The sequence below is a fragment of the Rhizobium sp. M10 genome, assembly GCF_002531955.1.
Classification (GTDB): Bacteria; Pseudomonadota; Alphaproteobacteria; order Rhizobiales; family Rhizobiaceae; genus Rhizobium; species Rhizobium etli_C.
The window spans coordinates 348,860-371,515 of the sequence record NZ_NWTA01000006.1 but is presented as its reverse complement, the minus strand read 5'-3'; the positions used below and the strand labels follow the sequence as shown (position 1 = coordinate 371,515).

Below are 22,656 nucleotides of genomic sequence, written 5' to 3'. Positions count from 1 at the left end.
TCCGACGCCGATATCGCCCATCTCGTCGACGCCCTGCACTCGCTCTGGTCGCGCTGCGCGCTGGCAAGGATGGTGGCCTGACCACAGGCGAAGATATCGAATATTGATCGCGATCAAGGACATAAGGCTCCTCTCGCGGGACAAAAAACGAAGCAAGCACCGAGGAGACAACGGCGTTGATGATAGCCCCGCACGACCGGCCAGCCGCGATTTCACCAGAAGAAACCTCCGGTATCGGCAAGGAAAGCGAGACCGCATCCTCTTTGCGACATCGAACGCTCGCCCCGCTCTTCAGCCTGCTGCCGCGTCTTCGCCGACATCGGTCGCTCTCGGTTTGCGCTCTGCTGGCGCTCACATCCGCAGCGCTGATCTCACTCGCCCTGCCGATGGCGGTGCGGCGCATGGTCGATCACGGCTTCAGCCAGGCGGACGGAGCTTTCATCAACCGCTACTTCCTCATGCTGATCGCGCTCGCCGTCGCGCTGGCGATCGCAAGCGCCATGCGCTACTACTTCGTCACCACTTTGGGAGAGCGTCTGGTCGCCGACCTTCGCCTCGAGGTCTTCCAACATATCATCCGGCTTCCGGCGGCATTCTTCGACAGAAACCGATCGGGCGAAATTGCCTCGCGCCTTGTGGCGGATGCGACCCAGATCAAATCCGCAATCAGCCTCACCGCATCGGTGGCATTGAGAAATTCGATGCTCTGCCTCGGCGCCCTGGCGATGATGTTCGCGACCAGTCCCAGCCTGTCGGCCATCGCTCTCGGGGCCATTCCGCTGGTGGTGGCCCCGCTCGTCCTGTTCGGTCGCTCGGTGCGAAAGAAATCCCGAATTGCCCAGGATGCGCTTGCCGAGGCATCGGCCTATGCCAGCGAGATCATCGCGGCAAGCCGCACGGTGCAGGCATTCAACGGCGAGGACGCTGCGCGGCAACGATATGGGCGCGATGTCGAACTTTCCTTCGAGCGCACGGTCGCGGCCTCCCGGGCAAGGGCCTTGCTGACGGCTATTGCCATCACGCTGGTCTTCGTCAGCATCGTCGGCGTGTTGTGGCTCGGTGCCCATCAGGTGCTGGCCGGGACGCTTTCGCCCGGCGGCCTCAGCCAATTTCTCATTTACTCGGTCATCGCAGCCGGCTCTCTCGGCTCGCTGTCGGAAGTCTGGGGAGAACTCTCGCAGGCAGCCGGCGCCGCCGGACGGCTGTTCGAGCTCCTGAACGAAAAGATCTGCGAGCGCCAACCGCAAACCTATTTTCCGCTTCGCACGCCTGTCCAGGGCGGCATCGAAATGTGCGACGTGCGCTTTTCCTATCCGGGCGCGCCGGAAAAGGAAGTTCTGAGCGGCCTTTCCTTCCGCGTTTCGCCGGGCGAAACCGTTGCCCTGGTCGGCCCCTCCGGCTCCGGAAAGAGCACGGTTTTCTCCCTGCTCCTCGGCTTCTACGAAAACCAGGCGGGCAGTATTTGCATCGATGGAAGGGAAGTTGGCCTGATCCCCCCGCAGGCGCTGCGCAAGGAGATCGCCATCGTTCCGCAGGACGTGACGATGTTTGCCGCCTCGGTTTACGACAACGTCGCCTTCGGCCGGCCGGACGCGCTGGGCGAGGACGTCACCGCCGCATCGATCCGGGCGCAAGCGCATGGTTTCGTCACGAAGCTGCCGAACGGCTACAACACGGTCCTCGGCGAGCGCGGCCTGACGCTGTCGGGCGGGCAGAGGCAGAGGTTAGCCATCGCCCGGGCCATGCTGAAGAACGCCCCGATCCTGCTGCTGGATGAGGCAACCGCATCGCTCGACGCCGAAAACGAGGCGCTCGTCCAGCGCGGCCTGGAGGAGTTGATGCAGGCGCGCACCACGATCGTCATCGCCCACAGGCTCGCAACCGTATTGAAGGCGGACAGGATCCTGGTGATGGACAAAGGCCAGATCGTGGAAGAGGGGACTCACGCCTCGCTGATGCGCCAGGGTGGCCTTTACACGCGCCTGGCGGAGCTGCAGTTCAAGCTTCCCGCCGGTATCGAACCGGAACAGGACGCAGCGTGAGGGCGAGCATCCTGTGCTATTCCTCCAGGAGGAGAGCCGTCGCGAGATAACCCATGCTGATGGTGCTTGCAAAAAGGTAGATGAACAGAGCCTGCGCGAGATAATTATCGAGCGTGCCTGCCACGGCAAAACCATTCTGCCAAACGAAGAATCCCACGGCGCATCCGATTGCGAACCCCGTGGCCAAGCGCGTGAGCATGAACCTGATCATGCGAGGCATAGCACCACCTCAGACTTAGCCATGATCAATGTCCGGCCGCCGGGAATGTTCCGGCCACAAAATGATTTTTGTCAACGACCGGCGGGAGCGGTCATGCAAGAAGCGGAGGAAACCGGAGACCGTAACAGTGCATCTTCTGCCTTTCGCCGCGGGCGTTTTCACGCTTCTCATCCTGCCTGGGCCGACCAACGCGATATTGGCGATGGCGTCCCAGGGTCTGACCGTCGGGCGCGCGATCGTGCTGCTTGCCACCGTGCTATCCGCCTATCTTGCGATCATCTTTCCGACATCCGGACTGGCTGGCTCTTTTCTCCGCGACTACCCTCTGGTATCGCAAGGCGTTAAACTTGTCTCGGCGACCTGGGTGCTTTACCTGGCGCTTCGGCTCTGGGGCGTCGGATCGAGCCACATCGAGGCCGTGTGTCTACGGCAATTGGCGGTGACGACGTTGTTGAACCCGAAGGCGCTGATCATCGGACTGACGATGGTTCCTCCGGCACAGGACATCACGCCGGCGGCCTCTATCGCTGCCCTCACATCCGCAGTCCTGGCAGCTTCCGCGATCTGGCTATCGGTCGGCAGAGTTATCCTAGGAGGTGAAAAACGGATACCTCTCTTAGCCCGGCGATGCGGATCCTTAACGCTGGTTGCATTCTCCGCCATGCTGACATTCAGCGCCGTTAGCGGATGAAACCTGCGGCACGTGCGCTGCGCGGGAAACCGCTGCCGCGTCACACCGTGCGGGCGCTGGTACCGGAGAGGGTGATTTCCCCATTCTCTTCGCCATCCCAATAGTGAATTGAGACCGCCGACACTTTGATCAGGACGATCCCCGGGGTGTCGGTCCCGTTGGGAAACCAGCGCTTGAGATCCGCAACCCAGTGTTTTTCAAAGGCTGACTTGTCTCGCACCAGAGCGGCGACGCCATTGATTGCAACAAAGATGCCGGGCTTGCCGAAGAGGCTCGGAGGCGCCGTGAACGTCAAGGACACGTTTTCCATGCGCTCGATCTCGGTAATCTTGCGGCTGTCCTCATAGGAGAAGAACCACGAGTTCCCGTCGTACTCGACGTCGCCATTGTTGCTCATCGGCCGGCTTGAGATCCGGCCGGAGCCGGCATTCGTCGAGAACATGCAAAAGTCGATCTTCTTCAGGTGCGAAGAAAGGTCTTCGAGTGTCATGGACGCCATTGTCATCTCCCATGTTTGAATGTGGGGAAATAGCGTGCAGGCTCGCTGATTGTTCCGGCAAGGCATGATCACCAAAACAACTGATGTCCGATTCCACGCCGAATGAGAAAATTCGCCGCGACTGCGGCTCTTCGAAGCCTGCGTCGAGACGCGCCTCTGATGTGTCAATCTCCGCTAAATCGAAGCGGCAAGCTCACAGCATCTGAGCGCCGGTCGTGGCGACATATACCGAATAAACCGAACGTGTCGCGGCGATGAACAGCCGGTTGCGTCTGGGGCCGCCGAAGGTGAGGTTCGCGACAGTCTGAGGCACGCGTATTTTGCCGATCAGTTTCCCCGCCGCGTCGAAGCAATGCACGCCATCACCCGCACTCGACCAGAGGTTACCCTCCACGTCGGTGCGGATTCCGTCCGGAATGCCGTTGTCGATCTGGCAGAAGACCCGGCCGTTGGCGAGCCTGCTGCCGCCGACGACGTCGAAGGCGCGAATGTGACGCGGCAGATGTTCATCGTGGCTTGCTGCCGAATCCGCAACATAAAGCACCGTCTCATCCGGCGAAAAGGCGAGGCCATTCGGCTGAGTGAAATCCGTGACGACAGCCGTAAGCTCGCCGGTCGCCGGATCGAGGCGATAGACATTGCGCGTCGCCTGCTCGGGTTCGGCGCGATAGCCTTCATAGTCGGACATGATGCCGTAGGTCGGATCGGTAAACCAGATCGTGCCGTCCGACTTCACCACCACATCGTTCGGCGAATTGAGCCTCGCTCCCTCGAAACGGTCGGCAAGCACGGTGATCGAGCCGTCGATCTCGGTGCGCGTCACCCGGCGCCCGCCATGTTCGCAGGAGATCAGCCGGCCCTGCCGGTCGCGCGTGTGGCCATTGGCGAAGTTGGACGGGTGCCGGTAGACGGAGACGCCGCCCTCGGGCGTCCACCGCAGCATGCGCTGATTGGGAATGTCGCTCCACAGAAGCTGGTTGGCATCGTTGAACCAGACGGGACCCTCCGCCCAGCGGCAGCCGGAATAGAGTTCGTCGAGGCCGGCGCTCGTCACGATCATCTGCCGGAAGCGGGGGTCGTGAATTTCGTAAATGCTGGCCTCTGCCATGATGGTCTTTCCGTTTATCGCATACCGGCCCGCCGGCCGCCGGCAAGCATGATGACGCTGATGATGATGAGGCCGGTCATGATGAGGCGGATGCCGGCGCCGAGCCCGTAGGTGTTGAGCATGGAAACAACCAGGAACATGAAGAGCGATGCGCCCCAGATGCCGGGTACGTTGGAATCGCCGCCGGCGACCGCCGTGCCGCCGATCACGACGACGGCAATCGAGGTCAGCAGATATTCCGAGCCCATGTTGAGCGCCGCGCCGCCGGAGAAGCAGGCAAGCAGATAACCCGCGACGGAAGCGAGCACGGCACAGAAGAGGTAGGTGACGAAGCGCGTGCCGTCGACCGGTATGCCGGCCATGCGCGCAGCCGGCATGCTCTGGCCGATTGCCGAGATCCAGCGACCGTAGATCGTCTTCTCAAGCAGGAACCAGGCGATCAGCGAGATGAGCAGAGCGACGATCGCCACGTTCGGAATGCCGAGCGTGTTCGACGTGGTGAATTCCGCAAGCAAGCTCGGGGGTTTGATGCGCAGTCCGCGGTTCGTCCAGATCGCCGCGGACTGCACGATGAAGCTCATCGACAGCGTGGCGATGATCGGCGGAATCCTGAGCGCCTTGATGAGCACATAGTTGCCGATGCCGACGGCAAGGCCGATGACGATGGCAATGAGGAGCCCCGGCAGGATCATCCCGTTTTCGACATTCATCAGTTTCAGCGCCACGGTACCGGCCAGCGTCATGGTGGCGGGAACCGAGAGATCGATGTTGCCGGGACCGAGCGTGATGACGAACATCTGGCCGATGCCGACGATGACCGAGAAGGCGGCGAAGGTGAGGGCGGCCTGCGACAGGCCGAGCGTGCTGGCGCCGAAGGTGACCATGATCGTCAGGAACCAGACGACGAAGGCGGCGAGCCATGACCAGATCCAGGGTCTGCCGATAAGGTTGAGGCGAGACGTCATCGGCGTTTCTCCCGCTTCTCCAGGCGGTTCAGCATCAGGCGCAGCGCGAGCACGATGATCAGGATCGCGCCCTGAGCGCCGATCTGCCAGTCGGGCGAGATGCGCAGGAAAGACAGGAAAGAGCCGGCGAGCGTCAGTGTCAGCGCGCCGATGACGGCGCCGATCGGAGAGACGCGGCCGCCGATGAACTCGCCGCCGCCGAGGATGACGCCGGCGATCGACAGAAGCGTGTAGCGCAGCGCGATGTTGGCGTCGGCCGAGGTTGTCAGACCGACGAGGGCGATACCGGCAAGCACGGCGAAGACACCGGCGAGCCCATAGGCGGCGGCGCGGGCGGCGACAATCGACCAGCCGGCGCGCTCAACCGAGCGCTGGTTGCCGCCGATGCCGCGGATCAGCACACCGAGCGAGGAGCGCGTGACGAGAAGATGCGCGACGGCGGCAATGACGATGCTCGCAACGATCGCCATCGGCGCCAGCGGCGGTTTGACGGTCATCAGCCAGCGCACCCAGTCCGGCGCTTGCCCGCCCGGCGCCGGCAGCAGCATGACGGCAAGGCCGCCCCAGACGAAGCTCATACCGAGGGTCACGACGATGGATGGCAGATTGCGCAGATGGATGACGACCCCGAGCGCCGCATAGGCCGCAATCGCGCCGGCGAGGATCAGGATTCCGATGACTGGGGTATCGCGCAGAAACGTGGCGCTGACACAGGCGACGAAGCTGACAAAGGTGCCCATCGACAAATCGAGATCGTTGACGGCCATGACAAGCATCTGGGCGATCGTTGCCAGCGCGATCGGCACAGCCAGATTGAACAGCAGGTTGAGCCCGACATAGCTCATGGCGCGCGGCTGCAGCCAGAAGACGGAGCCAAGCAGCAGGGTCAGCGACAGGGCGGGAATGGTAAGACGCATCGCGTCCGAGGAGAGCCGGAACGTCATGCGGCGACCCCCTCGAAGGAGGCGGCGATGATGTTCGTCTCGTTGACGGCATCGCCGGCGAGTTCCGCGGTGATGCGGCCTTCGCGGAAGACGTAGACGCGGTCGCAGAGGCGGACCTCGTCCATCTCGGTCGAATACCAGATGAAGGTGCGCCCGCGCGACGCTTCCTCGCGGATGATGGCGTAGACTTCCTGCTTGGTTCCGACGTCGACACCGCGCATCGGGTCGTCCATCAGAACGACCGGCGCACGCGTCGAAAGCGCGCGCGCAAACAGCACCTTCTGCTGGTTGCCGCCGGAAAGCGACAGGATAGGGTTCGCCATGTCGGGTGTGCGGATTTCGATCCGCCGCTTCCAGTCGGCGCCCTTCGTCTGCTCTGCGTCCGCGAGGATCAGCCCCCGTCGCGACAGATCGCCGAGCGAGGCGATCGAAAAATTGCGCAGGACGCTCCACAGTTCGAAGACACCGTTGAGACGACGGTCGCCGGCGACGAAGGTGACGAGCGGATCGCGTTCGGGCAGCCAGTTGCTGGCCTGGGCGGCGTGCAAGGCGAGAAGAAGTTCGGTCTGGCCGTGGCCGGCCAGCCCCGCCAGTCCGATGATTTCGCCCTTGCGGGCGGCGAAAGGCCGGCCTGCCGTCTGATGCGACAGAATGAGAGGAGCGTCGGACTGTACCCGCGCCGGGCGATCGCTGGTGTCTTCCCGCGCAACGGTGCCCATGGCCTCCACAAGGCCATGATGGTCAAATTCGCGCGCCGGACGTTCGGCAACAACGCGGCCGTCCTTCATGACGATGATGCGGTCGGCGGTTTCGAGGATCTCGTGCAGGATATGCGAGATGAAGATGACGGAGCCGCCGGCGGCGACGAAGCGGCGGACATGATCCAGCATCTGGCGGGCGAGGCTTGCGTCGAGCGACGAGGTCGGTTCATCGAGGATCACCAGCCGCGGCGCAATACCGGCGTCGGAAAAGGCCATTGATATCTCGACCATCTGCCGCTCGGCGATCGAAAGGTCGCCGACGGCGCGGCCGCTGTCGATGCCATGGCCGGGAAAGACGGCGTCGAGGCTTTTCTCGATAATCCCCGCCGCCCGCCTGCGCCAGCCGAAACCACCGAGATGGCGGTGCATGATGCGCGTATTTTCCGCGATGGAGAGGTTGGGGCAGAGGGACAGTTCCTGGAAGACGCAGCGCACGCCGCGAGCGCGCGCGGCGTTGATGCCGTAACGCTCCAGCCGCTCGCCATCGCTTGCCACGCTTCCTTCATGCGGCGTCAGCCCGCCATTGATCACGCTGACGATCGTCGATTTGCCGGCGCCGTTGTGGCCGACGAGACCGACGCATTCGCCCGGCATGACGCGGAGCGTGACGCCGTCGAGTGCCCTGACGGCGCCGAAGCTCACCTTGGCGTCATCGACGGCGATCACCGCCTGCAAAACGTCATCCATGCTTGCCCGCCACACCTGATCGCAAGGAATGCCGCGCAGCCATTTGCGGCCGCGCGGCAATCGCCGGGAGATTACTTTGCCGACTCGATGACCTTGATCGCGTCTGCCTGCGTGTACTCGACGTTGGCGACGCCGCCGGCCTGGGTATTGGCGAGGTTGGTTTCGAGGTTGTCCTGGTCGATCCGCAGGAAGGGCACGACAAGGTCCTTCTTGACCTGCTTGCCGTCGAGGATCTGCTGGGCCACCCAGAAAGCGAGCGTCGAGACGCCGGGCGCGATGGACACGGACATCGTCTCGTAGCCTTTGGCGTCCTTCTGCTCCTTCCACCACTTCAATTCATCTTCGCGGTTCCCCATGATGATGATCGGCATCTTCCTGTCGGTCGCGGCAATCGCCTGTGCGGCGCCATAACCGTCGCCACCCTGCGTCACCACGCCGACCACGTCGGGCAGGCTCGGCAGGATGCCCGCAACAGCCTTCTGCGCCACGTCCTGCGCCCAATCGCCATGCACGGAGCCGACAATCTTGAACTGCGGGAACTGCTTGACGCCCTCGTGGATGCCGGCCGAGATCTCGTCATCGACGAAGACGCCGGCAAGGCCGCGGATCTCGAGCAGATTGCCGCCCTCTGGGAGTTTCTTCGACAGATACTCCACTTCGCTGCGGCCCATTTCCTTGAAATTGACGGCAATGCGCCAGGCGCAGGGTTCGGTGACGATGCCGTCGAAGGAAACGACGGTGATGCCGGCGTCGCAGGCTTCCTTGACCGCGCCGTTCAGCGCCGTCGGCGAGGCGGCGTTCAGCACGATCGCATCATAACCCTGCAGGATCATGTTCTGAATCTGCGCTGCCTGTTCCGTCGCTTGGTTTTCGGCGGTGGTGAAGGGATCGGCTGCGGCGACGACGCCTGATTTCACGGCCTCGCCCGTCACCTTGCCCCAGCTCGTCAGCATGGCTTGGCGCCACGAGTTGCCGGCATAGTTGTTGGAAAGGGCGATCTTCTTGCCCGAGGTATCGGCAAAGGCAGAAACGGGCATCGCGGCGCAAGCAATAGCGGCCGATGCCAGAAGCATCTTACGAATTGTCATGTCTTCCTCCCTCATGATCGCGCCGGTCGGCCGATCGCTTCACTCCGTTGGACCCAAGGGTCCGAGTGAAAATTGTTCTTGCACTGAGCTTCCTCCTCTCAGTAAGGGCAGGATGGGGGAGATCGGCAGGCCTGTACAGGGGCAAGGCGGCAAGTCGTTTGCGGGATTTGCGCAACAAGCTGCGGGTTTACGCAAGACGGCGGCGTTTCCGCGGCGCTTACTGGGAAAGGATCATGGCAGGTTGAGGAGCCTGTCGTGACGGGGAGGAACTGACAATGCTGCAACATGCACCCGCAGCCCTGTTCGACCATTATCTCGGCATTTCCCGGCTGCTTGCCGGCCAGCTCGATTTCCGCTCGGCGATCCGCTCCGTCGCCGCCGAGGTCGCCCATATCATCCCGCACGATCATCTCGATGTCTGCGTGCTGCTTGAGGGCGGCAACTACCACACGGCCTACGAGACCGGCATCGAGACCGCCTGGGGCGAGATCGCCGGCGCGCCGGTGGTCAACAGCCCCATTCGTTCGCTGCTGTGGGGCGAGGTCGACTTTCTGCTTGCCGACGATGCCATGACGGATCCGCGCTTCCATTTCGAGGGCGCGTTCAAGCGGCCGATCGTCGAACAGTCTCTGAGAAGCCGCCTGCATGTCCCGATGAAGGTGCAGGGCACGATCATCGCAGCGCTGTCCTGCTCGTCTCACAAAGCCGGCGTCTATACGATGGAGGATATCGAGCGCGCCCGCATCATCGCCGATCTGCTGACGCCCTATTTCTTCGCGCTGCAAACGGCCGAACAGGCGCAACGCTCGGCGATCGTGGAGGCGGAGGCCCGCGCCCGTGAGGAGGGGTTGCGGCAAGGCGCCCTGAAACTGACGGAAGCGCTGGAGCAGGAGCGTCAGAGGATCGGCATGGACCTTCACGACCAGACGCTTGCCGACCTGACGCGGCTTGCGCGCCGGATCGATCGGCTGTCGCGCAATGGCGAGGTGACGGCCGAGGCGCTGGAGCCTGTTTCACGATCGCTGCAGCACTGCATGCAGGATCTGCGGCAGATCATCGAGCAGGCCAAACCCTCCGTTCTCCAGCTCTTCGGCCTCGCCCAGGCGATCGAACATCATCTCGATCGATCGACGCGCGATACCGGATCGGCGATCGAATGGGGCCTGGCCGATGAGACGAATGGCGCGCTGGAGCAGCTGGAACCGACCGTCACCGTCGCCTTGTTCCGGATCGCCCAGGAGGCGATCAATAATGCCGTGCGTCATGCCGCGCCCCTGGCAATCATGGTGAGGCTCGAGGCCGACAAGGAACAGCTGTCGATCGAAATTTCCGACGACGGGACAGGGCTCTCCAAGGTCCGGGGACGGATCGGCGGCGGTATCGACAATATGAAAACCCGCGCCCGGCTGATCTCGGCGCGCTTCACGACGGGACCCGGCCATGACAACCGCGGAACCGCGGTCCGCGTCGTGCTGCCGCTAGAACAGGATGATTTTAGGCCGGGTCGGTCTAAAATCTGAATCCTGTTCTAAATTAGAGAGTTAGAGCATGATGTCGTCCGAAAACCGCTCACACTTTTCGGCATCATGCTCTAGCGCCAAATGGGCCGGCGGGCGAACCAAACTGAGGAGCAAGACGAAATGAAGGTTCTGATCGTCGAGGACGACCCGCTGCACCGGTCCTACCTGCACGAGGCGGTCAATGCGGCCCTGCCGGAATGCGATACCGTGATCGAGGCGGAGAATGGAACGGCCGGCGAGAAGCTCGCCCGCGACCATAAATCGGCGCATATCGTTATGGACCTGCAAATGGCCAATAGAAACGGCATAGAGGCGGCGCGTACGATTTGGAAGGAGCGGCCGGAGACACGCATCCTGTTCTGGTCGAATTATTCGGATGAGGCTTATGTGCGCGGCGTCTCGCGCATCGTACCGGATGGCGCGGCCTATGGTTATGTGCTGAAATCCGCTTCCGACGAGCGGCTGAAGCTTGCGCTGCGCTCGATCTTCATCGAGAGCCAATGCGTCATCGACCGCGAAGTTCGCGGCCTGCAGCAGAAGAGCCTCGGCCAGACGAACGGCTTTACCGATTCCGAATACGAGATCCTCGTCGATATCGCGCTCGGCCTGACGGACCGTGCTATCGCCAAACGCCGTGGCCTGTCGCTGCGCAGCGTGCAGAACCGGCTGCAGCAGCTCTATGACAAGCTCGACGTCTATCAAACCGCCGGCGACGACCACGAAGATGGCCGCTTCAACCTGCGCGCCCGCGCCGTGACCATCGCGTTTTTGCGCAAACTGCTGAATTACAGTGCGCTCGAACGGGCCGAGGCGGAGCTGCAGGAGTGGCTCGACGGAAAATAGCCCGGGGGCGGGGCCGATTGAAACGCGGCCCCGTCCGGCTAATTCAGCGGCCGTTTTCCTTTCGCCAGGCCTGGTATTTCTGCTGATGTTCTTCCTTGGTACAGGGGTAAAGGCCGATGATCGTTTCCCCAGCCTTGACCTGCTCGAGGACGAAGTCCTCGTAGCTTTCCATATTCGTGCATTCATCCGCGAGTTCATCAGCCAGATGGGACGGGATGACCATGACGCCGTCGCGGTCGCCGACCAGGACGTCACCGGGAAACACGGCGACATCGCCGCAGGAAATCGGCACATTGATATCGAGCGCCTCGTGCAAAGTGAGATTGGTCGGCGCCGACGGCTTGGCGTAATAGGCCGGCATGTCAAGCGCCCCGATCCCCTCGGCATCACGAAAACCGCCGTCGGAGACGACGCCCGCCGCGCCGCGGAGCGCCAGCCGGGTGATCAGGATGGAACCCGCCGTCGCCGCCCTTGCGTCCTTACGCGCATCCATCACCAGCACTTGCCCGGGAGGGCAGGTTTCCATCGCGACTCTTTGCGGGTGATTTGGGTTCTGAAAAACCGTGATCGGATTGCGGTCCTCGCGAGCGGGAATATAGCGCAGCGTGAATGCCTGTCCGACCATCACCTCGGCTTTGGGCGCCACCGGCACGACCCCCTGGATGAACTGGTTTCGAAGGCCGCGCTTGAAGAGGGCGGTGGCGATCGATGCGGTCGAAATCTTCTTGAACTTCGCCCGGGTCGCATCGCTCAGCACGTAATCGGTCATTCTCATTCCTCCCTCAATAAATATCCGGTTCGCCGGCGCTTTTGCCGAAACCCGTTTCAAGAAAATCGAAGTCACAGCCCTGGTCGGCCTGCGTGACATGGCGGGAAAACATCCAGCCATAACCCCGCTGGAAATGCGGCTCCGGCGCCTTCCAGGCATCTCGGCGGCGGACGAGTTCGGCCTCGTCGACCAGCATGTCGAGCCGGCGGTTGGGCAGGTCGAGGCGGACGATGTCACCGGTTCTCAGCAGCGCCAGAGGTCCGCCGATATAGCTCTCCGGCGATACATGCAGAATGCAGGCGCCGTAGGAGGTGCCGGACATGCGGGCGTCGGAAATGCGCAGCATGTCGCGATGCCCCTGTTTGATCAGCGCCTTCGGGATCGGCAGCATGCCCCATTCCGGAAAACCGGGACCACCGAGCGGCCCGGCATTGCGCAGCACGAGGACGTGGTCGGGCGTGACGTCGAGATTTTCGTCATCGATCGCCTTCTTCATTTCCGGATAGCTGTCGAAAACCAGCGCCGGCCCCTGATGCACATGAAATCTCGGATCGCAGGCCGCAGGTTTCATCACGGCGCCGTTCGGGCAGAGGTTGCCGCGCAGGACGGCGAGTGATCCCTCGTGATAGACCGGATTCGAAAGCGGCCGGATGACATCGTCGTTATAGACCTCGGCACCGATGAGGTTTTCGCCCATGGTCCTTCCGGTGACGGTCATGGCCGTCAGGTCCAGCCGGTCCTCGAGCTGTTTCATCAGCGCCCGCAACCCGCCCGCGTAGAAGAAATCCTCCATCAGATAGTCCTTCCCCGAGGGGCGGACGTTGGCGATGAGCGGCGTCACCCGCCCCAGCAGGTCGAGATCGTCGAGCGTCAGGTTGATGCCGGCACGCCTGGCCATCGCTATCAGATGGACGACGGCGTTGGTGGAACAGCCTGTCGCCATGGCGACGATCGCGGCGTTGCGGCAGGCGGCTTCCGTGACGATCCGGTCGGGCGTCAGATCCTCCCAGACCATTTCGACGGCACGGCGGCCGCAGGCGGCCGACATCCGCTGGTGATTGGCATCGACGGCCGGAATGGATGAGGCGCCCGGAAGCGTCAGCCCCATCGCATCGGCAATCGCGGTCATGGTGCTGGCGGTGCCCATCGTCATGCATGTGCCGGCCGAGCGGGCGATGCCGCCCTGAACGCCGAGCCACTCGGCATCGGTGATGTTGCCGGCGCGGCGCTCGTCCCAATATTTCCAGGCATCCGAGCCGGAACCGAGGATTTTGCCGGCGTAATTGCCGCGCAGCATCGGCCCGGCCGGCAGGTAGATCATCGGCACGCCGGCCGACAGCGCCCCCATGACGAGGCCCGGCGTGGTCTTGTCGCAGCCGCCCATCAGTACGACGCCGTCGAGCGGGTGCGAACGGATCGTCTCCTCCGTCTCCATCGCCAGCATGTTGCGGTAGAGCATGGAGGTGGGCTTCGTGAAACTTTCGTCGACCGACAGCGACGGCATTTCAACCGGGAAGCCGCCGGCCTGCGAGACGCCGCGCTTCACATCCTGCACGCGCTCCTTGAAGTGGGAGTGGCAGGTATTGAGCTCCGACCAGGTATTGAGGATGCCGATGATCGGCTTGTCGCGAAAATCCTCCTCGGCATAACCGAGCTGCATCATGCGCGAGCGGTGGCCGAAGCTGCGCAGGTCATCCGGCGCGAACCATCGCGCACTTCGCAGCGTATCCGGCGTTTTTCTGTGTGTCATGAGGATACCTTCTCGGGATGGGGAAAACCGTTTTCGCGGCTATTCCTTCATTCCCCATTTCTGGATGGTGTGGCGCTCGATCGTCTGGAAGACGAGGTTCTCGACGATCAGGCCGATGATGATCACGGTCAAGAGGCCGGCGAAGACTGCCGGAATATCGAGAAGGTTGCGGTTCTCGAAGATGAACCAGCCAAGGCCTCCCTGGCCCGAGGAGACGCCGAAGACGAGCTCGGCGGCAATCAGCGTGCGCCAGGCGAAGGCCCAGCCGATCTTCAGGCCGGTGAGGATGGAAGGGAAGGCGGCCGGCACGAGGATCCGCAGCACATAGGAAATGCCCGTCAGTCCATAGTTTGCACCGACCATGCGCAAGGTGCGCGAGACCCCGAGGAAACCGGAATGGGTATTCAGCGCCACCGCCCAGAGAACCGAATGCACGAGCACGAAGACGAGGCTGGAGGCGCCGAGGCCGAACCAGATCAGCGCCAGCGGCAGAAGCGATATGGCCGGCAGCGGATTGAACATCGCCGTCATCGTTTCGAGAAAATCCGTGCCGATGCGGGTGTTGATGGCGAGCACGGTCAGGAGTGCGGCGAGCACCGTGCCGAGCGCGTATCCCATGAATAGGATCTGCAGTGTCGTCCAGATGCGGGCCGGCAGCGTGCCGTCGGCGAAACGGTCGATCAGCGTGATGATCGTGTCGCTGAGCGTCGGGAACAGAAGGGGATTGTCGAGATAGGAGGCATAAACCTGCCAGACGATCGCCAGCGTGACGATCAGCAATGTCTTGCGCAGGGCGCCGATGCCCCAGAGCGTTTCGAATGCACTGAGCCTCTGTTCGACCGGTTTGACGTTGTCGTAGGGCTTGGCGGCCTCGACATCGGTCGCAAGAATGATGTTTGCGGACAACATGGCTTTATTCCTTGTGGCCGGGTTCCGAGGAGAACAGCAGGTTATGGATGTCACGCTCGAGGACTGCGGCGCTGCCGTCCTCGTGGCTGACCTTGTCGACATCCACCACTTCCGCCTTGACCCTGCCCGGGTGCGGCGACAGGAGCAGGATCCGGTTCGAGATCTTGATCGCTTCGGCAATCGAATGGGTGACGAAGATGACGGTGAACTTGGTGTCTTCCCAAAGCTGGAGCAGCTCGTCCTGCATCTGCCGGCGGGTGAGGGCATCGAGCGCTGCGAAAGGCTCGTCCATCAGGAGGATATCCGGCTGCATCGCCATGCCACGGGCGATCGCGACGCGCTGCTTCATGCCGCCGGACAGCGTGTGGGGGTAGCTGTCGACGGCGCGGGTCAGCTTCACCTTGTCGATATATTCGCGCGCCAATGCTTCCGCTTGACCCTTCGGCAGCTTGCGGGCGACCAGCAGCGGGAACATGACGTTCTCAAGCACCGTTTTCCAGGGCATCAGCTGGTCGAACTCCTGGAAAACCATCATGCGGTCAGGCCCCGGACACTTCACCTGGCGCCCGTTGATATGGATGGAGCCTGCCGACGGCGTCATGTAGCCGCCGACGGCTTTGAGAAGCGTTGACTTGCCGCAGCCGGACGGTCCGAGCAGCACGAACCTGTCGGATTGGCGGACGGAGAAACTGACGCCCTCGGTGGCGGTGACCAAGAGGTTCGGGGTCTTGTAGCGCAGGGTCACATTGTCGACCTTGAGGAGGGGCTCTCTCTCGGCCGCCGGTGCGGTCTCGTTGCCCGTGCGGGCAATGGCCTGAAGCATTGGAATTACTCCTTGAAGAGGGGGAGCGGCGGCTCTGAAGCGCCGCTCCCGGGTGCCGTCAGTTGCCGTTGAGATAGGCGGAATCGGCCAGGTAATAGTCGGTCCAGGCCTTCGGCATGGTCTTGAGCGTACCGATCTTGTGCAGGTGCTCGGCGAATTTCATCGTGCCCTGCGGGTCGGTGCGCCATTCATCCATGCCCGGCTCCTTCAACATGGCGAGCAGATCATCGAGGCTGGTCTTGTCGCCCGACACCGTCTTGTAAGCTTCAAGGGCTGCCTTGGGGTCTTTCTTGATGAAGGCGACCGCTTCTTCCGTCGCCTCGCGCAGCGCCTTGACGATCTTCGGGTTGGCATCGGCGAATGTCGTGGTGGTGAAGAAGGTCGCCTGCGTCAGCGCGCCTCCGAGGATCTCCTTGGAATCGGTTACCCTGTGCACACCCTGCTGCTTCAGCTCGATATATTGGAAAGGCGGCGCCGCGAAATGGTTCTTCACTTCGTGGTTCGGGTTGGCGATTGCCGCAACCGCGTCCGGATGTCCGAGCTGAACGGTGTTGGAATCGAATGTCTTGACCTTGTCCTCACCGAACATCTTCGCCGCCGCCATCTGCAGCAGGATGGCCTGGGTGGACACGCCGACCGTCGGCACGGCGATCTTGTCGGACGGCGTGATGTCCTTCAGCGACTTGATGCGCGGATCATTGCTGACCATGATCACCGGCTGCGCGGAGCTGGTGATGATCCCCTTCACCTTTCCTCTGGTGCGATCCCAGAGCAGAAGCAGGTTGCCGGTGCCGGTATTGACGATGTCGACGTTGCCGGCAAGCAAGGCATCGGTCTGAGCGCCGCCGCCGCTGAAGGTCCGCCATTCGACAGTCACATCGGCCACACCATCGGCAGCCGCATGTTTTTCGATCAGCTTCTGCGTCTCCATCACATGGCTGGCGAGATAGAGGATGCCCGGCTGGCGGGTGATCGAAATAGCGGTCTTCTCCTGCGCCTGGCTCGCCGAGGCAAGGCCGAGCGTGACGGCCGCAGCCACAAGACAATGTTTTAGAATTTGCATCTGGTCCTCCCAAAGGATGCGGGCATCAGCCCTCTGCCGCCTTTCCCGAGGCGGATTTCGTCATTGAAGCACTAATGCATCAGTGCATCAACCCAAAAAATGTGATTTAGTCGATTTGCACGACGCGAAAACAGGGCAGGGACATGAGCGGAATGGTTCGGGAAAGCCAGTTGGATCGGTCACGACAGGTGGCGCTGCAGATCCACGAGATATTGCGGGCAAGGATATTGACGGTGGAACTTGCGCCGGGGACGGTCCTGTCGCGCGCCTCGCTACAGCTGGAATTCGGGGTCAGTCAGACGCCTGTGCGCGATGCCTTGATGCGGCTTCAGGAGGAAGGACTTGTCGAAGTCTATCCGCAATATGCGACGGTGGTCGCCAAGATCGACACCGACCATGCGCGGCAGGCGCAGTTTCTGCGACTATCAATCGAGCTTGAGGCGGTGCGGCGGCTGACCGAGGAGACGCCGGCTGAGACGGCGGCGGAATTGCGCGAGATCCTGGCGCGGCAGAAGGCGGTCGGGTCCCCGGAGACCTATGACACCTTCGACGACATCGACCGCGATTTTCACCGGAAGCTCTACGAGAGGGCGGGCATATTGCAACTCTGGGCGAATGTCCGGCGCCAGAGCGTGCATCTCGACCGGTTGCGGCGCCTCAACCTCCCGATGCCGGGCAAGATGCAGACGGTCCTGGCCGACCACGAAGCAATCGTCGACGCCATCGCGTCGGGTAAGCCTGAAGCAGCGACGGCGGCGCTCAGAAAACATCTGTCGGGCACGTTGTCGATCATCGATGTGATCCGGGCCCAATACCCGAATTATATTCGCGGCTGACGTTCGAACGACGTCGGCGTGGCGAAAGAGGCTATGCTCGCGCAGCCTTGCGAAAACCCGGATCGCCCGCGGATCGAGGAGCCAGCTGATCCTCAAGCCTGGTCAGACAGGAATGCGTTAGCGCACTCCCAGTTCGCGATGCGACCGGCGGAGTTTTGCCGGCGTGACGTGATAGGTTCGCCGGAACCAGTTCACCAGATGGGCGCAATCTGTAAATCCGCATTCATAGGCGATCTGCGCGATAGATCGGTCGCTGTTGAGCACCATCCATTTCGCCGCCTTCAGGCGCATCCGGCGCCAATATTCGCCTGGAGCGACCTGCAGATGTTTCTGGAAAAGCCGGGAAAGCTCCCGTTCCGATGTACCGACGCCGGCTGCGATATCGGCAAGCGAACAGAGCTCGTACATTTTCTGCCGCATCAGTCCTATCGCATTGGCAACACGACGGTCCCCGCACTTCATGCCGAGATCCGGCTCTTCGATCGCCCCCTGCCTGTCGAAACCGTGATCACCGAGAAGATAGTGAAACGCCTTGTCCGCACGGGACTCGCCGCAGGCATTCGACACCAGATACATTGCAAGCTTGATCGAAGCCAATCCGCCGGGACAGGTTATGATATTTCCGTCAACCACGACGGGCCGGTCGGTGACGGGCGTGATGTCGGGAAAGGTCTGGCGCAACAATCCCGCCAGTGTGAAATGAACCGCGCATCTTTTTCCGGCAAGCAGGCCGGCCTCTGCGAGCACGAAACTTCCCGAGCAGTTGCCGGCCACCGGCACGCCTTGGCGCACAGCATCGGTCACGAAGGCGTAGAGTTCCGGCGGGATCCTGTGGTCGGCGTGGAGAATGCCTCCATGCACGACGATGAAGTCATAATCGCCAGGATCCCCGTACGTCCTGCCCGGCGTCAGCTCCAGGCCGCAACTTGAGCGTATCGGATCGAGATTATGCGACAGCAGCTCCCAGTCACAGTAGATGCGCCGGCTGAAATCGCCTTCATCACCCGCCAGCCGGAGAAAATCCGTGAAGCAGGCAAGCGGCATCAGGGTGAAGTTCGGCGTCGCCACGATCCCCACCCTGAGCGGCGCGGCGATGTCAGGCGGCGGCTTGCTTGGCCCTGATCGGGAATAATCGCGCTGCAGATGAAGGTCCTCCAGGCCATCGAAATTGTCCTAAACGTACAATACCGCGGCGGCCAAGACAAATACCATCGATTTGCGTTGGGAGGCGCGGCGCCGAAGCCCGGAAAACCGGCCCTCCCCACCAAGCACACATGTCAAAAGCGCAAAAGGGGAACATGATGAAGAATCTTCTCGCAGTCTCGACGGTCGCGCTGATCGCCGGCATCGCATCCAACGCCAGCGCCGCTTGCGGCACGGTCAGTGTCGCCAATATGAACTGGCAAAGCGGCGAACTTCTCGCTCACGTCGATAAGTTCATTCTCGAACATGGTTTCGGCTGCCAGGTGGAGTTCGTTCCCGGCGACACGGTGCCGACGATCACCTCGATGGTGGAAAAAGGACAGCCGGACATTGCCGGCGAGGCCTGGGTCGACCTTGTCCCGGAGATCGTCAAGCGCGGCGTCGACGAGGGCAGAATTGTAAATATCGGACCAGCTTTGTCCGATGGCGGCATCCAGGGCTGGTATATACCGAAATTCATCGTCGACGCCCATCCCGAGATCAAGACGGTCGATGACGCCTTCGCACATCCGGAGCTTTTCCCGGCGCCGGAGAACACGTCGAAGGGAGCGGTCTTCAACGGTCCGACAGGATCGGGCGGCTCGGTCGTCAGCGCCCAGCTTTTCAAGGCCTATGGCGGCGAAGCCAAGGGCTTCGACCTCGTCGATCCCGGCACCCAGGCCGGCCTCGACGGCGCCATGGCGCGCGCCTACGAACATAAAGAAGGATGGATGGGCTATTACTGGTCGCCGACCGCCCTTCTCGGGAAGTATTCCATGGTCCGCCTGGAAGCCGGCGTTCCGCATGATGCGGCGGAGTGGAAGCGCTGCAACACCGCTTCGGACTGTCCCGATCCGAAGAAGAACGAGTGGCCGAAGGACCATGTCGTAACACTTGTGTCTGAGAAACTGGCAGCGAGCGGCAATGCCGGCGTCATGGACTATCTCCGCAAGAGATCATGGGACAATCAGACCGTCAGTTCGGTCATGTCCTGGATGACCGATACCCAGGCGGGCGGTGAAGACGGCGCCGTCCACTTTTTCAAAGAGCATCCGGAGATCTGGAAGTCGTGGCTGAGCGCCGACGTGGCGGAAAAAGTCACCGCCGCTCTGTAAATTATAAAAGGCGCGGGCCGGCGAGGCCCGCGCACCCCGCCAGCAGACCGTGAAAGCCGCCAGGATTCAAGATGACGACCTCCTTTCCAAAGACCTTCTCCGAGATCACGCTTGCCGGCCACAGGCTGCGCAACAGGATCGTCTTCGGCGCCCACACGGCAAACATGTCGGTGAACGGGCTGCCGGGCGATCAGACGATCGCCTATTACGTCGAGCGGGCGATCGGCGGGGCGGCGATGATCGTCGTCGAGCCGATGCCTGTGCACCCCGCCACCGTGCTGACGCGCGGCAATTTCCGGACATCGGACGATTCCGTCATCCCGGCATTCCGGAAGTTGACTGAAAATGTGAAGCAGCATGGCGCTGTCGTCGTCCAGCAGCTTTATCATGTCGGCAGCCACGGGGATTCCGACCTTTCCTTTCATGCCCATTGGTCGCCTTCGGGAGGACCAAGCTATCACGACAGCGACGGCTCGCACGCAATGACGGAGCGTGAGATCGAGGAAACCATCGACGCCTTCGTCAAGGCGGCGCTGCGCTGTCGGGCGGCCGGCTTCCACGGCGTCGAGGTCTGGGCCGCCTATGGCGGTCTGCTCGATCAGTTCTGGACGCCGTTCTATAACCGCCGCGAGGATCGCTGGGGCGGCAGCCTCGAGAACAGGACAAGATTCTCCAGGGAAATCCTCGGCCGTATCCGACAGGCCTGCGGTCCTGATTTCATCATCGGCCTGACCGTCAGCGACGAGCCGGGCTGTCCGACGGCCTTGAATCGCGAGCAGTTGACGGAGATCGTTGCCGGCTTGGACGAACAGAGGCTGATCGACTACGTGACCTGCGGCTCGGGCGGATATTTCGACTATGGCAGCCTGATGCCGACCTTTCTCTATCCGGAGCGATTGGGTGTCGAGCTGTCGGCGCGCCTGAAGCAGGTCGTGAGCCATGCGCTGGTCACAGCGGAAAGCCATATTCGAACACCTGAAAACGTGGAAATCACGCTCGGGGAGGGGGCCTCCGATCTGGTGTCCATCGTCCGCGGCCAGATCGCCGACCCCCACCTTGCCAACAAGGCGCGCCTGGGAACGCCCGAGGATATTCGCGGCTGTCTGTCCTGCAATCAGATGTGCTGGGGCCGGCGGTCGCGCGACTATTGGATCAGCTGCCTGATCAACCCTTCCGTCGGGCGTGAGGCCGAATGGGGAGGCGACCGGTTCGAACCTGTCGAAAATCCCCAATCCGTGCTGGTCGTGGGAGGAGGGCCGGCCGGATTGGAAGCTGCGCGTGTGGCCGCCGAAAGGGGCCATCGGGTTATCCTTGCGGAAGCCTCGGACCGGCTCGGCGGCGCATTTCGCCTGGCCGGCGAGCAGCCGCGGCGGGCGCAGATACTGGACCTCATTCGCTGGTACGAAACCCGCTTCGAAAAACTCGGCGTTGATGTCCGCTTCAACAGCTATATCGAGGCAAGCGACGTCGCCGAGATCGGTAGCGACGTGGTGATCCTGGCAACCGGATCGCTGCCGCAGGATTCCGGCTTCCAGAAGGCCTTGCCTGATCGCCCGTCACTCGACGCGATCGAACAGGGAAACGTCTTCTCCGCTGAAAGCGTCATGGCCCGTCAGGCAAGGCTCGGCAAGCGTGTCGTCGTCATCGACGAAACCGGCGGCTGGAAGGGCTGCGGCACCGCCTGGAAGCTTGCCGAGCAGGGGCACGAAGTCGTGCTCGTCACGCCGGACGCGCTCATCGGAAGGGAACTGCAGCGCACATCCGCCGACGTTCCACTGCGCCGGACGCTCAGCATGCTCGGTGTTCAGTTCCGAACGGAAACCAGCATAGAGAGCTGGCAGGGCAACGCCGCAATCCTCGTTTCCCATCTGACGGGGAAGCGGGAGGCGATCGAAGCTGACAGCCTCGTCTTCTCCACGACCAATGCTGCAGCCAACTGGCTCGCTTTGGAACTGGCCGAGCTCGGCATTCCCTTCACCGAGATCGGAGACTGCGTGGCGCCAAGGCAGGCGCCCTACGCATTTTATGAAGGCCGGCGCGCCGGCATGGCGATCGGTGCCGCCGACCCGCAGCCGGCAGGCTCAGCCGCTCGTCGATCCCATGAACCGCCGAATATAGTTTGATCCCCTCGGTCGCGCTTGCACTGCGACCGGAAGCCATGCAGACGATCAAAAACAGCTTGACATATGCGACTGGGTAGCATTCTTTTTGACGTGAAGGAGATCCTCATGAGCGTAAAATCATCGATCTCGCTGACCGAGCAACAGGATGCCTTTGCGCGATCGCTTGTCGATAATGGGCGGTATTCGAGCTTGAGTTCGGTCCTACAGCAAGGTTTGGAACTTCTCAGGCAAAAGACGGAGGCCGAGGCCGCAGAGACGGAAGCTTTGCGGGAACTGATCCGACGGCGGTTGAATGGCCCCGCGCTATCGCATGAAGCCATGGCGGACGCGGTCGACGAGATGATCGACCGGAAACGGCGAGCTCTTCGTGTGGAGACTTGAATACTCCCGCGAAGCGGAGCGGGATTTTGAACTCATTTTCGATCACCTCTTCGCGGCTTACAGCGATCTCGGCGATGATGCGGACGAAGCCCTGGAGCGAGCGGCCGGGCGAATTCGCGAGTTGCGCTCGTCGGTTCAGCGGTTGATTGAAACGCCCCACATCGGAACGTCGCGACCCGATATCTATCCGGGCATCCGTTTTTTGCGGCGGGACAAGGCCGTAATTTGGTTCCTGCCGAAGGAGGACCGCCAGACGATCGTCGTTGCGGCCATCTTCTTCGGCGCGCAGGACCATGTCCGGCACATGCTGAGGCGGTTGCTCGAGAGCTAAAGCCGG

General features: G+C 62.2%; 22 protein-coding genes. 9 read left to right on the top strand and 13 right to left on the bottom strand.

Features of this window, described 5'->3' with window-relative positions:
• Positions 1 to 179 precede the first annotated feature (179 nt).
• On the top strand, positions 180 to 2,042 hold the full coding sequence (locus CO671_RS13215; protein WP_245424981.1) for an ABC transporter transmembrane domain-containing protein: 1,863 nt from the start codon (positions 180 to 182) through the stop codon (positions 2,040 to 2,042).
• A gap of 16 nt (positions 2,043 to 2,058) precedes the next feature.
• Here the strand turns inward: CO671_RS13215 and CO671_RS13210 are convergent, their stop codons facing one another.
• Positions 2,059 to 2,262, bottom strand: a complete 204-nt coding sequence (locus CO671_RS13210; protein ID WP_097606293.1) for a hypothetical protein — start codon at positions 2,260 to 2,262, stop codon at positions 2,059 to 2,061.
• A gap of 127 nt (positions 2,263 to 2,389) precedes the next feature.
• Here CO671_RS13210 and CO671_RS13205 point away from each other — a divergent pair, with 127 nt between their 5' ends.
• A complete protein-coding gene (locus CO671_RS13205; protein WP_097606324.1) occupies positions 2,390 to 2,953 on the top strand; it encodes a threonine transporter RhtB in 564 nt (187 codons plus the stop codon).
• Between the two features lie 40 nt (positions 2,954 to 2,993).
• On the opposite strand, the gene CO671_RS13200 is transcribed toward CO671_RS13205, so the two are convergent.
• The 6 genes from CO671_RS13200 to CO671_RS13175 all read right to left on the bottom strand — a co-directional run bounded on the left by CO671_RS13200 (position 2,994) and on the right by CO671_RS13175 (position 9,005).
• Positions 2,994 to 3,452 (bottom strand): pyridoxamine 5'-phosphate oxidase family protein, encoded by a 459-nt coding sequence (locus tag CO671_RS13200; RefSeq protein ID WP_097606292.1) that lies wholly within the window; start codon positions 3,450 to 3,452, stop codon positions 2,994 to 2,996.
• A gap of 193 nt (positions 3,453 to 3,645) precedes the next feature.
• Entirely contained in the window at positions 3,646 to 4,560 is a 915-nt protein-coding gene (locus CO671_RS13195; protein WP_097606291.1) for an SMP-30/gluconolactonase/LRE family protein, read from the bottom strand.
• A gap of 14 nt (positions 4,561 to 4,574) precedes the next feature.
• Positions 4,575 to 5,525 (bottom strand): ABC transporter permease, encoded by a 951-nt coding sequence (locus CO671_RS13190; RefSeq protein ID WP_097606290.1) that lies wholly within the window; start codon positions 5,523 to 5,525, stop codon positions 4,575 to 4,577.
• The gene (locus tag CO671_RS13185) at positions 5,522 to 6,469 is read right to left on the bottom strand and encodes an ABC transporter permease (RefSeq protein ID WP_097606289.1); all 948 of its coding nucleotides are present in this window, start codon (positions 6,467 to 6,469) and stop codon (positions 5,522 to 5,524) included. The genes CO671_RS13190 and CO671_RS13185 overlap by 4 nt, the downstream gene beginning before the upstream one ends.
• On the bottom strand, positions 6,466 to 7,917 hold the full coding sequence (locus CO671_RS13180) for a sugar ABC transporter ATP-binding protein (RefSeq protein WP_097606323.1): 1,452 nt from the start codon (positions 7,915 to 7,917) through the stop codon (positions 6,466 to 6,468). The genes CO671_RS13185 and CO671_RS13180 overlap by 4 nt, the downstream gene beginning before the upstream one ends.
• Before the next feature lie 71 nt (positions 7,918 to 7,988).
• A complete protein-coding gene (locus CO671_RS13175) occupies positions 7,989 to 9,005 on the bottom strand; it encodes an ABC transporter substrate-binding protein (protein WP_097606288.1) in 1,017 nt (338 codons plus the stop codon).
• Positions 9,006 to 9,280: 275 nt separating this feature from the next.
• Between CO671_RS13175 and CO671_RS13170 the strand changes: the two genes are divergently transcribed.
• Positions 9,281 to 10,525, top strand: a complete 1,245-nt coding sequence (locus CO671_RS13170) for a sensor histidine kinase (protein WP_097606287.1) — start codon at positions 9,281 to 9,283, stop codon at positions 10,523 to 10,525.
• A gap of 120 nt (positions 10,526 to 10,645) precedes the next feature.
• Positions 10,646 to 11,368, top strand: coding sequence for a response regulator transcription factor (locus tag CO671_RS13160; protein ID WP_064825976.1), 723 nt, complete (start codon positions 10,646 to 10,648; stop codon positions 11,366 to 11,368).
• A gap of 43 nt (positions 11,369 to 11,411) precedes the next feature.
• On the opposite strand, the gene CO671_RS13155 is transcribed toward CO671_RS13160, so the two are convergent.
• From CO671_RS13155 to CO671_RS13135, 5 genes are read right to left on the bottom strand one after another with little or no spacing between them, the layout of a single operon-like run.
• Complete coding sequence (locus CO671_RS13155; RefSeq protein WP_097606286.1) at positions 11,412 to 12,137, bottom strand: ribonuclease activity regulator RraA; 726 nt, start codon at positions 12,135 to 12,137, stop codon at positions 11,412 to 11,414.
• A 13-nt stretch (positions 12,138 to 12,150) separates the two neighbouring features.
• Positions 12,151 to 13,887 (bottom strand): L-arabinonate dehydratase, encoded by a 1,737-nt coding sequence (gene araD / locus CO671_RS13150; RefSeq protein ID WP_097606285.1) that lies wholly within the window; start codon positions 13,885 to 13,887, stop codon positions 12,151 to 12,153.
• 39 nt (positions 13,888 to 13,926) lie between these two features.
• Positions 13,927 to 14,796 (bottom strand): ABC transporter permease, encoded by an 870-nt coding sequence (locus CO671_RS13145; RefSeq protein WP_097606284.1) that lies wholly within the window; start codon positions 14,794 to 14,796, stop codon positions 13,927 to 13,929.
• Positions 14,797 to 14,800: 4 nt separating this feature from the next.
• Positions 14,801 to 15,619, bottom strand: a complete 819-nt coding sequence (locus tag CO671_RS13140; protein ID WP_010030576.1) for an ABC transporter ATP-binding protein — start codon at positions 15,617 to 15,619, stop codon at positions 14,801 to 14,803.
• Between the two features lie 58 nt (positions 15,620 to 15,677).
• On the bottom strand, positions 15,678 to 16,682 hold the full coding sequence (locus CO671_RS13135) for an ABC transporter substrate-binding protein (RefSeq protein ID WP_097606283.1): 1,005 nt from the start codon (positions 16,680 to 16,682) through the stop codon (positions 15,678 to 15,680).
• Between the two features lie 143 nt (positions 16,683 to 16,825).
• Here CO671_RS13135 and CO671_RS13130 point away from each other — a divergent pair, with 143 nt between their 5' ends.
• The gene (locus CO671_RS13130) at positions 16,826 to 17,518 is read left to right on the top strand and encodes a GntR family transcriptional regulator (protein WP_064686547.1); all 693 of its coding nucleotides are present in this window, start codon (positions 16,826 to 16,828) and stop codon (positions 17,516 to 17,518) included.
• A 117-nt stretch (positions 17,519 to 17,635) separates the two neighbouring features.
• Here CO671_RS13130 and CO671_RS13125 read toward each other — a convergent pair whose 3' ends face one another.
• A complete protein-coding gene (locus CO671_RS13125; protein WP_245424978.1) occupies positions 17,636 to 18,586 on the bottom strand; it encodes a GlxA family transcriptional regulator in 951 nt (316 codons plus the stop codon).
• Positions 18,587 to 18,819: 233 nt separating this feature from the next.
• On the opposite strand from CO671_RS13125, the gene CO671_RS13120 reads away from it, so the two are divergent.
• The 4 genes from CO671_RS13120 to CO671_RS13105 all read left to right on the top strand — a co-directional run bounded on the left by CO671_RS13120 (position 18,820) and on the right by CO671_RS13105 (position 22,650).
• Positions 18,820 to 19,815, top strand: a complete 996-nt coding sequence (locus CO671_RS13120) for an ABC transporter substrate-binding protein (protein WP_097606322.1) — start codon at positions 18,820 to 18,822, stop codon at positions 19,813 to 19,815.
• 71 nt (positions 19,816 to 19,886) lie between these two features.
• Positions 19,887 to 21,938: an FAD-dependent oxidoreductase gene (locus CO671_RS13115; RefSeq protein ID WP_097606281.1), complete on the top strand. Its 2,052-nt coding sequence runs from the start codon at positions 19,887 to 19,889 to the stop codon at positions 21,936 to 21,938.
• 105 nt (positions 21,939 to 22,043) lie between these two features.
• Complete coding sequence (locus tag CO671_RS13110) at positions 22,044 to 22,319, top strand: type II toxin-antitoxin system ParD family antitoxin (protein ID WP_097606321.1); 276 nt, start codon at positions 22,044 to 22,046, stop codon at positions 22,317 to 22,319.
• A complete protein-coding gene (locus CO671_RS13105; protein ID WP_010028042.1) occupies positions 22,306 to 22,650 on the top strand; it encodes a type II toxin-antitoxin system RelE/ParE family toxin in 345 nt (114 codons plus the stop codon). Before CO671_RS13110 ends, CO671_RS13105 begins: the two co-directional genes overlap by 14 nt.
• Positions 22,651 to 22,656: the final 6 nt, after the last annotated feature.

Excerpts from the sequence above, each read along its gene's own strand:
- CO671_RS13115 (WP_097606281.1), top strand. The coding sequence starts at position 19,887 with ATGACGACCTCCTTTCCAAAGACCTTCTCCGAGATCACGCTTGCCGGC.
- CO671_RS13155 (WP_097606286.1), bottom strand. The coding sequence starts at position 12,137 with ATGACCGATTACGTGCTGAGCGATGCGACCCGGGCGAAGTTCAAGAAG.
- CO671_RS13140 (WP_010030576.1), bottom strand. The coding sequence starts at position 15,619 with ATGCTTCAGGCCATTGCCCGCACGGGCAACGAGACCGCACCGGCGGCC.
- CO671_RS13135 (WP_097606283.1), bottom strand. The coding sequence starts at position 16,682 with ATGCAAATTCTAAAACATTGTCTTGTGGCTGCGGCCGTCACGCTCGGC.
- CO671_RS13110 (WP_097606321.1), top strand. The coding sequence starts at position 22,044 with ATGAGCGTAAAATCATCGATCTCGCTGACCGAGCAACAGGATGCCTTT.
- CO671_RS13215 (WP_245424981.1), top strand. The coding sequence starts at position 180 with ATGATAGCCCCGCACGACCGGCCAGCCGCGATTTCACCAGAAGAAACC.
- CO671_RS13170 (WP_097606287.1), top strand. The coding sequence starts at position 9,281 with ATGCTGCAACATGCACCCGCAGCCCTGTTCGACCATTATCTCGGCATT.
- CO671_RS13185 (WP_097606289.1), bottom strand. The coding sequence starts at position 6,469 with ATGACGTTCCGGCTCTCCTCGGACGCGATGCGTCTTACCATTCCCGCC.
- CO671_RS13130 (WP_064686547.1), top strand. The coding sequence starts at position 16,826 with ATGAGCGGAATGGTTCGGGAAAGCCAGTTGGATCGGTCACGACAGGTG.
- CO671_RS13180 (WP_097606323.1), bottom strand. The coding sequence starts at position 7,917 with ATGGATGACGTTTTGCAGGCGGTGATCGCCGTCGATGACGCCAAGGTG.
- CO671_RS13210 (WP_097606293.1), bottom strand. The coding sequence starts at position 2,262 with ATGCCTCGCATGATCAGGTTCATGCTCACGCGCTTGGCCACGGGGTTC.
- CO671_RS13175 (WP_097606288.1), bottom strand. The coding sequence starts at position 9,005 with ATGACAATTCGTAAGATGCTTCTGGCATCGGCCGCTATTGCTTGCGCC.
- araD (WP_097606285.1), bottom strand. The coding sequence starts at position 13,887 with ATGACACACAGAAAAACGCCGGATACGCTGCGAAGTGCGCGATGGTTC.
- CO671_RS13190 (WP_097606290.1), bottom strand. The coding sequence starts at position 5,525 with ATGACGTCTCGCCTCAACCTTATCGGCAGACCCTGGATCTGGTCATGG.
- CO671_RS13145 (WP_097606284.1), bottom strand. The coding sequence starts at position 14,796 with ATGTTGTCCGCAAACATCATTCTTGCGACCGATGTCGAGGCCGCCAAG.
- CO671_RS13120 (WP_097606322.1), top strand. The coding sequence starts at position 18,820 with ATGAAGAATCTTCTCGCAGTCTCGACGGTCGCGCTGATCGCCGGCATC.
- CO671_RS13195 (WP_097606291.1), bottom strand. The coding sequence starts at position 4,560 with ATGGCAGAGGCCAGCATTTACGAAATTCACGACCCCCGCTTCCGGCAG.
- CO671_RS13160 (WP_064825976.1), top strand. The coding sequence starts at position 10,646 with ATGAAGGTTCTGATCGTCGAGGACGACCCGCTGCACCGGTCCTACCTG.
- CO671_RS13200 (WP_097606292.1), bottom strand. The coding sequence starts at position 3,452 with ATGGCGTCCATGACACTCGAAGACCTTTCTTCGCACCTGAAGAAGATC.